8 protein-coding genes are annotated in these 7,790 nt (G+C 71.9%); 1 reads left to right on the top strand and 7 read right to left on the bottom strand.

Going from position 1 to position 7,790, the window contains the following annotated elements; translation table 11 throughout:
- Positions 1-34 precede the first annotated feature (34 nt).
- From ACQCO7_RS19630 to ACQCO7_RS19660, 7 genes are all read right to left on the bottom strand, one after another.
- A complete protein-coding gene (locus ACQCO7_RS19630; protein WP_464073089.1) occupies positions 35-841 on the bottom strand; it encodes an oxidoreductase in 807 nt (268 codons plus the stop codon).
- A 37-nt stretch (positions 842-878) separates the two neighbouring features.
- The gene (locus ACQCO7_RS19635) at positions 879-2,096 is read right to left on the bottom strand and encodes a cytochrome P450 (RefSeq protein WP_464073090.1); all 1,218 of its coding nucleotides are present in this window, start codon (positions 2,094-2,096) and stop codon (positions 879-881) included.
- Between the two features lie 102 nt (positions 2,097-2,198).
- Positions 2,199-3,344, bottom strand: a complete 1,146-nt coding sequence (locus ACQCO7_RS19640; protein WP_464073091.1) for an acyltransferase family protein — start codon at positions 3,342-3,344, stop codon at positions 2,199-2,201.
- Between the two features lie 28 nt (positions 3,345-3,372).
- Positions 3,373-4,461 (bottom strand): oxidoreductase, encoded by a 1,089-nt coding sequence (locus ACQCO7_RS19645; protein ID WP_464073092.1) that lies wholly within the window; start codon positions 4,459-4,461, stop codon positions 3,373-3,375.
- A gap of 61 nt (positions 4,462-4,522) precedes the next feature.
- Positions 4,523-5,164, bottom strand: coding sequence for an NADPH-dependent F420 reductase (locus tag ACQCO7_RS19650; protein WP_464073093.1), 642 nt, complete (start codon positions 5,162-5,164; stop codon positions 4,523-4,525).
- Positions 5,165-5,167: 3 nt separating this feature from the next.
- The gene (locus tag ACQCO7_RS19655; protein WP_464073094.1) at positions 5,168-5,530 is read right to left on the bottom strand and encodes a nuclear transport factor 2 family protein; all 363 of its coding nucleotides are present in this window, start codon (positions 5,528-5,530) and stop codon (positions 5,168-5,170) included.
- On the bottom strand, positions 5,527-7,089 hold the full coding sequence (locus ACQCO7_RS19660; protein WP_464073095.1) for a condensation domain-containing protein: 1,563 nt from the start codon (positions 7,087-7,089) through the stop codon (positions 5,527-5,529). Before ACQCO7_RS19660 ends, ACQCO7_RS19655 begins: the two co-directional genes overlap by 4 nt.
- A 454-nt stretch (positions 7,090-7,543) precedes the next feature.
- Between ACQCO7_RS19660 and ACQCO7_RS19665 the strand changes: the two genes are divergently transcribed.
- On the top strand, positions 7,544-7,789 hold the full coding sequence (locus ACQCO7_RS19665; RefSeq protein WP_464073096.1) for an acyl carrier protein: 246 nt from the start codon (positions 7,544-7,546) through the stop codon (positions 7,787-7,789).
- Position 7,790 lies beyond the last annotated feature (1 nt).

Genomic DNA, 7,790 nt, shown 5'->3' on the forward strand with positions numbered 1-7,790 from the left:
TACGTGGCGCCGGAAGGTGCCTGTGGGGTGGCGCTCAGGCGAGGCTCGCGGTCTTCCCGCCGTCGATCACGACGTTGCTGCCGGTGATCCACGAGGCGCGGGGCGAGACCAGGAAGCTCACCGCGTCGGCGGCGTCCTGCGACCGGCCGAGGCGCCCGAGCGGGATCTCGGCCGCCCACTGCTTGGCGAGGTCGTCCAGGTCGGTACTGGCGGGGTCGCCGCCGAAGTACTCGACGATCTGGCCGCGCGCCGATTTCGAGGCCGGGGTGTCGACGTTGCCCAGGCACACGGAGACGACCCGGATGCCGTCCGGCGCCAGCTCGGTGGACAGGCCCTTGCTGTACGACTCCAGGGCGGCGTTGGCGGCGGCGTAGTGGTAGAGCATCGGGTACGCCGCGATGGTCGCCGTCGTCGAGACGTGGACGACGGTCCCGCCGCCCGCCTCGCGCATCGCGGGCACCAGTGCCGCGTTGAGCCGCACGGACGCGAGGAAGTTGACGTCCATCGTGTACTGCCAGTCCTTCTCCAGCTCCAGCACCGGGTGGAAGGAGCGGACGCCGCCCACGTTGTTGACGACGATGTCGACGCCGCCCAGCGTGTCCAGCGCGGCGTCCGCGAACGCGCGCACCCCGTCGGCCGTGCTGAGGTCGGCCTTGACGAACGTGGCACCGGACGGCAGCCCCGCGTCCGGGTTGCGGGCGGACGTCACGACGGTGGCGCCGGCGTCGAGGAAGTTCTGGACGATCGCGGCGCCGATGCCGCGGCTGCCGCCGGTGACGACGGCCCGCTTGCCCGCCAGCTCCTTCAGGGGCGTCGGGATGGGGTGGTCCTGGTTCGCCATGGGGTTCTTCTCCTTGGGGGTGCGTGCGCGCCGGGCGCTACCAGACGACCGGCATGGTGCGCAGGCCGTGGACGATGTCGTTGAGCTTGAAGTCGGCCTGCTCCAGGGGCCTGGCGAGCCGCAGTCCGGGCAGCCGGCGCAGCAGGGTGGTCAGGGCGACCTGGAGTTCGACCTCGGCGAGCTGCTGGCCGATGCACTGGTGCGGGCCGACGCCGAAGGACAGGTTCGTGCGGCCCCGGCGGCCCAGGTCGAGGGTGTCGGGGTCGGGGAAGACGCTCTCGTCGCGGTTGCCGGACGGCAGCGCGGCGACCACCCACTCACCGGCCCGCACCTCGGTGCCGCCCACGGTGACGTCCTCGGTGGCGTACCGGACCAGGCCGAACTGGATCACCGTCAGGTGGCGCAGCAGCTCCTTGACGGCGGGGCCGATCGTCTCCGGGGCCGCCCGCAGCGCGGCCAGTCGCCGCGGGTCCTCCAGCAGCACCGCCATGCTCAGCGTGATCATGTTGGCGGTCGTCTCGTGCCCGGCGACCAGCGTCAGCACGGCCAGCGTGGACAGCTCGGGCACGGTCAGCGGCCGGTCGGTGGCGGCGGCGCGGGCGATCAGCCGGCTCAGCATGTCGTTCTCGGGCACGGCGAGCCGCTTCTCGATCAGCTCGCCGAGGTAGCCCTCCAGGCGCCGGGTGGCCGCCGCGCGGGTGGCCTCGTCCGCCTCGAAGCTCGTCAGGATCTGGCTGTCGTGCTGGAAGGCCGTGTGGTGCTGGTAGGGCACGCCGAGCATCTCGCAGATCACCTGGGAGGGGATCGGCAGCGCGTAGTCCCGCACCAGGTCGGCGCCGGTCCCGGCGAGCATCGCGTCGGCGTGCTCGTCGGCGATCCGCTGGATGTACGGGCGCAGCGCCTCCACCCGCCGTCCGGTGAACTCGCCCATCATGAACCGCCGCAGCCGCGCGTGCTCCTCGCCGTCCAGCTGGATCATGAAGCCCGGCAGCGGGTCGTGCCCGGCGTAGGAGGGCAGCATGTGGTCGGAGCCGGCGGCGCGGGAGCTCAGCCGGGGGTCGGCGAGCACGGCTCGGATGTCCTGGTAGCGGGTGACCAGCCAGGCGTCCATGCCGGCCGGGCAGCGCACCCGCGACACGGGCTCCTCGGCCCGCAGCCGGGTGTAGGTCTCGTCCGGGTCGAAGGGGCACTGGTCCGGTCGCGTGACCGGGAAGTCGTGGGTCGGCGGGGCGGAGGCGAGGCGGATGTCCGTCATGGGGAGCTCCGGGAGGACGTGGGAGGGGAGGCCGAGGGCTGTCCGGTGGGCTCGGGGCGCGGGTGGGGGAGCGTGGCCCGGCCCGCCGGACGGCCTCGGGTCCTACGGGACGGCCGCGGGTTCGCGGATCTCGGCCGGCGGCTTCGCCGGGCGGGTCCTCTTCCTGCTGAAGCGCTGGACCGCGGGGCGTTCGACGGTCGTGTAGAGGGCCACCGCGAAGGCGAAGCTGAGGACGACGGTCAGCGCGATGTTCAGGGCCGTGTCCGTGGCGGAGCCGGTGTCGACCCCGTCGATGGCGTCGAGCGGGCCGTACTGGATGACGAGCCAGTGCACCATGTAGAAGGCGAACGAGATCTCGCCCAGCCACACCATGACCCGCCCGCTGAAGGGGGTCCGTACGCCGCGGACGTCGGCGGCGGCACAGGCGGCGATCGCCAGGGCGACCGGGAAGGCGGTCATGCCGGCGGAGATGCGGAAGATGCCGGGGAGGTACGCCTGGGTCACCGTGCAGGCGGCCAGCAGGAGGAACGCCGGCGCCATGCCGAGGCGGATCCACCTCCCGCTCATCATGACCCGCGCCAGCAGGATGCCGAGGACGAACTCCAGCATCCTGGTGAAGGGGAAGCTGTAGACGAACCAGCTGTGCCACTCGGGGATCGTCGGGTCCCAGGAGGTGGCGGGGTTCCTCGGCAGCAGCAGGGCGACGAACGGGACGAGGACGGTGCCCGTCGCGACGGCCCCCACCCACAGCCACAGCCGCTCCGGGCGGATCCGCCGGATGAGGCGGATCAGGAACGGGAACGCGAGGTAGAAGACCACTTCGCAGCAGAGGGACCAGACCGGCACGTTGATGCCGTTGAGCCCGCCGAGGGTGTCGAAGTGCGGGACCCACGGCTCGACCAGGAAGAACACCGGGACCGTGTTGATGGCCTTGAGCGTGACGCCCGCGGTGGTCATCAGCGCGAGGGTGACCGCGAACGTCACCCAGTGGTTCGGGAACACCTTCACCAGACGCCGGCGCCAGAAGCTCCGCGTGGTGTCGTCGGGGTTCGCGACCCAGGTGAGGACGAAGCCGCTGAGGGCGAAGAAGAACGACACCCCGACCGGTCCGATGGTCGTGAACACGGGCCACAGGCCGGGGTAGAGCCCCGTCACATGGGTGATCAGCACGGCCAGGGCCGCGACGGCCCGGGTGCCGGTCAGTGACGGCAGCCGGCTGGGGCGAGTGGACGCCTGTGGCGTCTCCATAACCGTTTCCTTTCGGGAAAGCCGGCCGTCAGGTCAGGGTCCGCAGGACCGACGGGTCGTAGGGGAGGGCTCGGGACAGCTCGCCGCGCAGGGCCAGCGCCGCCCAGTCGGGGTTGGCCAGCAGGGAGCGGCCGACGGCGACGAGGTCGAACTCGTCGCGCTCCAGGCGGGCCGTCAGTTCCTCGATGCCGGTCACTCCGGAGGGGCCGGTGAAGCCGGACATGAAGTCGCCCTCGCCGTACTGCTGTTCCATGCCGACCGAACCGACCGTCACGGAGGGCCTGCCGGTGAGCTTGCGCAGCCAGCCCGACAGGTTCAGGGAGCTGCCCTCGAACTCGCGCAGCCAGTAGCGGCGCGTCGAGCCGTGGAACACGTCGACCCCGGCCTCGGCCAGCGGCGTCACCAGCCCCGCCAGCTCCTCGGGGCTCTCGGCGGTGCGGGCCTCGTAGTGGCCCACCTTCCACTGCGAGAGCCGGAAGAACACCGGGAACCCGGGGCTGACGGCCGCGCGGACCGCCTGGACGACCTCGGCGCCGAACCGGGCGCGGGAGGCCGGGTCGCCGCCGTAGCGGTCGGTGCGGCGGTTGGTGACGCTCCACAGGAAGTTGTCGATCAGGTAGCCGTGCGCGCCGTGCACCTCGACGCCGTCGAAGCCGAGGCGTTCGGCGGTCGCCGCGGCCTTCGCGTACGCGGCGATCGCGTCGTCGATGTCCCGCTGGGTCATCGGGCGGCCCAGCGGGGCGCCGTCCAGGCCGATGCCCGAGGGGACGTCGGCGGGCGGGCCGTCCATGAGGCGGGCCGCGCCGGTGTGCCACAGCTGAGGGATGATCCGGCCGCCGGCCTCGTGGACCCTGCGCACGACGTGCTCCCAGCCCGCCAGGGCCTGTTCGCCGTGGAAGTGGGGGACGTTGTCGTAGGCGCCCGCCGCCGGGCGGTCGATGTACGTGCCCTCGGTGATGATCAGGCCGACCTGGTGCGCGGCCCGGCGGGCGTAGTACTCGGCGGCGTCCGGGCCGGGGACGCCGCCCGGGGACGCGGTCCTGGTCATGGGAGCCATCACGATCCGGTTGGGGAGCGTGAGGGTGCCCACGGTGAAGGGGTCGTCGAGACCGGCCATGGGAGCTTCCTCTCTTCGGAGCGGCTTGGGTGGTGGGGTGGTGGTGGTGCGGGCGGGGTGGTCAGGCGGGGGGCCGGGCCGCCTGGGCCAGGGCCTTCGTGACGCCCGCCGCGTCCGTGCGCAGGCCGTAGACGGGGGTGCCCGGCTGCTGGCGCCAGGACTCGTCGAGGCCGCCGGCGTCCACGGCGTCGAAGCCGAGGGCGTCGATCAGGGCGCGGACGGTCTCTTTCGCCCGGGGGTCGTCGCCGGCGACCGGGAGGGCCTGGCGGCCGGGGGTGCCGGGCGGGGCGGGCCGGTCCAGGAGGTCCTGGGCGTACGTTCCGTTGAACGCCTTGACCACGGGCCGGCCGAGCTGCCGCTCCGCCCATCTGCTCTCCGGGAGGCCGTTCTCCACGGCCGTGATCGTGCCGTCGCGCTCCGGGTAGTAGTTGCCGGTGTCGACGACGGCCGCGTCCGGCGCCGCGTCCCTCAGGAGATCCCGGGGCAGCCGGGGCAGCGCCTTCAGGGGGACGGCCACCACGACGACCTCGGCGCCGCGTGCCGCCTCGGACACGTCCACGGGAGTCGCGCCGGTCTCCTTCGCCAGCTCCGTCAGGGTGTGCGGGCCGCGGGAGTTGGCCACCGAGACCTGGTGGCCCAGGGCGGTGAGGCGCCGGGTCAGGTTGCCGCCGATGCTGCCCGCGCCGATGATGCCGATCCGCACGGTTCAGTCCGTCGGCATCGAGTAGTTGTACTCCTCGATGCGGTCGATGAGGCCGCCCTCGAAGCGGAAGTACAGCAGGGCGTGGATCGCCTGGTGGGTGCCGTCGTTCAGGTCCAGGTGGAGCACGTGCTGCTGCAGGACCTCGTCCTCGTGCTCGAACTGGCGCTGGACGTCGTACCGCAGGGACGTCAGGTTCGTCACGAAGGCGCCGAACTGTTCCATCCGCTCGTCGATCGGCTGCTCCACCGTGCTGTCGTTCTGCCACACGACGGCCTTCTCGGTGCACATCGCCCGGGCGCCGGCGAAGTCGTACTTCTCCAGGACGCGCAGGAACGTGTTGATCGTCTCGATCCTCGACTGGGTCATGGTGCCGCCTTTTCGGTCGTCGCTTCTTCTGTCAGGGAGTGCCACCGGGCCAGGAATTCCTGGGCGGTGGCTTTTCGGAAAACGTTCGTGTCGTACTTGAGGAAGACCTTGTACGTGTCGCCCGACCGGTAGAACTCCATCGCCAAGGTGTATTCACCGGCGTACGGGAGGTCGTCGAAAGGGCGAAGGTCCAGATCGCCGGGGGCGGTCGCGGTGTTTCCGGTGAGGAGGTCGGCGCCCTCGAAGTTCTGGAAGAGGAAGTTCGTGATCACCAGGGGGTTTTCGGGGGTTCCCAGGGAATGCGCGATGTCCCGTAACGGGATGGCGCCGTGCTCTATCGCGGCGGCCACCTTGAGCTGTGCGGATCTCAGCAGGGCCGGAAAGTCCCCGGTGTCCGTGCAGCGGACGGGGAGGCAGTTCGCGAACTGGCCCACGACCTGCCGGAAGCGGGGCTCGTAGCGGGCGGCGGCCGTCAGGCCCAGGGTCGGGCCGGGCCTGCCGGTCAGGCGGTGCAGCAGGCGGACGTACGTCGCGAAGAACGCGGTGGCGGTGCTGACCCGGTGGTGTCGTGCCGTCCGGGTGAGGGCGGCGGTCAGCGCCGGGGAGAGGGTGGTGGTCAGCACCGCCACGTCCGGGAGGCGGGCCGGGTCGTAGGGGTGGTCGTACGGGAGCGGGAGCGGGGGGTGCCGGTCCGCCAGCTCGCTCTGCCAGTGGGCCCGGTGGCGCTGTGCTCGCGGGCTCGCCAGGAACGCGTTCTCCCACGCGACGAAGTCGCCGTACGTGGTGTCCGTGCGGGGCCGTCCGCCCCGGTACGCCTCCTTCAGCGTGCGGATCAGGATCGCGGTCGACGTGCCGTCCAGCAGGATGTGGTGGGCGGTGAGCAGGAGCAGGCGGCGGCCGTCGGGGAGCGTGAGGAGGTGTGCGCGCAGCAGCGGGCCGGACGCCAGGTCGAAGGGGGCGTCCACCAGGGCGCGCAGCCTCGCCAGCTGCTCCGCCCGGGACTCCGCCGTCAGGTGGTGCTTCTCGAACGACGGGGTCCGCGTCGGGGCGACGCTCATGTACGGGACACCGGCCCGTTCCCCGAACCGCGCGCTCAGCACCGGGTGGATCTCGGTCTGCGCCCTGACCGCCCGCTCCAGCGCCCCCTCGTCCAGCGGGCCGTGGATCTCGAACAGCAGCGGCAGGTGGTAGGCCCGGGAGTCCGGCGAACGCCGCTGGTCCCGGTACATGGTCAGCTGGCCCTGCGCGAGGGGCCAGGTCGTACGGGCGTTCAGGTGCCGGCGCAGGGCCTCGATGGAGGTGAGGTCCAGGAGGTCGGTGGCGGGGACGTCGTGGCCCAGTTCGGTGCGGAGCGCGGCGGCGAGGCGCAGGGCCAGGAGGGGGTGGCGGTCGGGGTGCGGGAGCGGTGCCGCGGGGTCGATCCGGTCGGCGGGGACACCCAGCACCGCCGCGGACCGGGTGAGGAGGAGGTCGGTGAGCGGGTCGGACGCGGGCCGGGGGCCGGCCGGGGGCGGGTGAGGGAGTGGGGGGTGGTGGTTCCCGGGGGTCGGTCCGCGCACGGTGGGCCTGCCGTTCTGGTCGGCTCGCTCTCTGTCGTACGAGCTGTGTCGGCGCGGGGGGCGCCGCTGTTCGTGTTCCGGTGAGCGACATGGTGGCCCGCGCCCTTTGCGGTTTCTTCCGCCGTCTGCTGGCGCCCCCCTTATCGGCTCCTTTCGCTTCGCTTGCGTCCCTCGTCTCCGCACCCGGGGTACGGAATCCGGGCCCGCGTCCGCACCCCCGGCAGCACGCCCGGCGCGACCCGGACCGCCGGACCGGAGCCGGCCGGGAAATTCGCCCCGGCGGACGTTTCACCGGCCGTGTCCGTCCGGCTCTACTGGGTCATCGACGGCTCGGCGAATTCTTCGCAGCCGTATACGGAGCGCGGTGCGCGCTCCCTCCCAAGGCCCCCTCCCCGTGGCCCCGGGCCCCTCCCCCGCAATTCGACCGCCCCTTCGTGCTGCCAAGGAATGAGCAATGACCAGAACGGAAAAGATCGTCCGGTTCATCGAAGAGCAGTTCCTGATCGAGTTCGGTGCCGAAGTGACGCCGCAGAGCGACCTCTTCAAGGACGGCGTCATCGACTCCTACGGATACATCCAGCTCATGTCGTTCCTTGAGGAGGAGTTCTCGCTGGACATCAAGACCGAGGAATTCCTCCTGGACGTACCGGCCACGCTGGAGGCCCTCGACCGGTTCGTGGCGCAGAAGCAGGGGGCCTGAC

Source organism: Streptomyces saintjeani (assembly GCF_055409605.1).

Coding starts and splice junctions, on each gene's coding strand:
- ACQCO7_RS19635 (WP_464073090.1), bottom strand. CDS start 2,096: ATGACGGACATCCGCCTCGCCTCCGCCCCGCCGACCCACGACTTCCCG.
- ACQCO7_RS19665 (WP_464073096.1), top strand. CDS start 7,544: ATGACCAGAACGGAAAAGATCGTCCGGTTCATCGAAGAGCAGTTCCTG.
- ACQCO7_RS19645 (WP_464073092.1), bottom strand. CDS start 4,461: ATGGCCGGTCTCGACGACCCCTTCACCGTGGGCACCCTCACGCTCCCC.
- ACQCO7_RS19655 (WP_464073094.1), bottom strand. CDS start 5,530: ATGACCCAGTCGAGGATCGAGACGATCAACACGTTCCTGCGCGTCCTG.
- ACQCO7_RS19630 (WP_464073089.1), bottom strand. CDS start 841: ATGGCGAACCAGGACCACCCCATCCCGACGCCCCTGAAGGAGCTGGCG.
- ACQCO7_RS19640 (WP_464073091.1), bottom strand. CDS start 3,344: ATGGAGACGCCACAGGCGTCCACTCGCCCCAGCCGGCTGCCGTCACTG.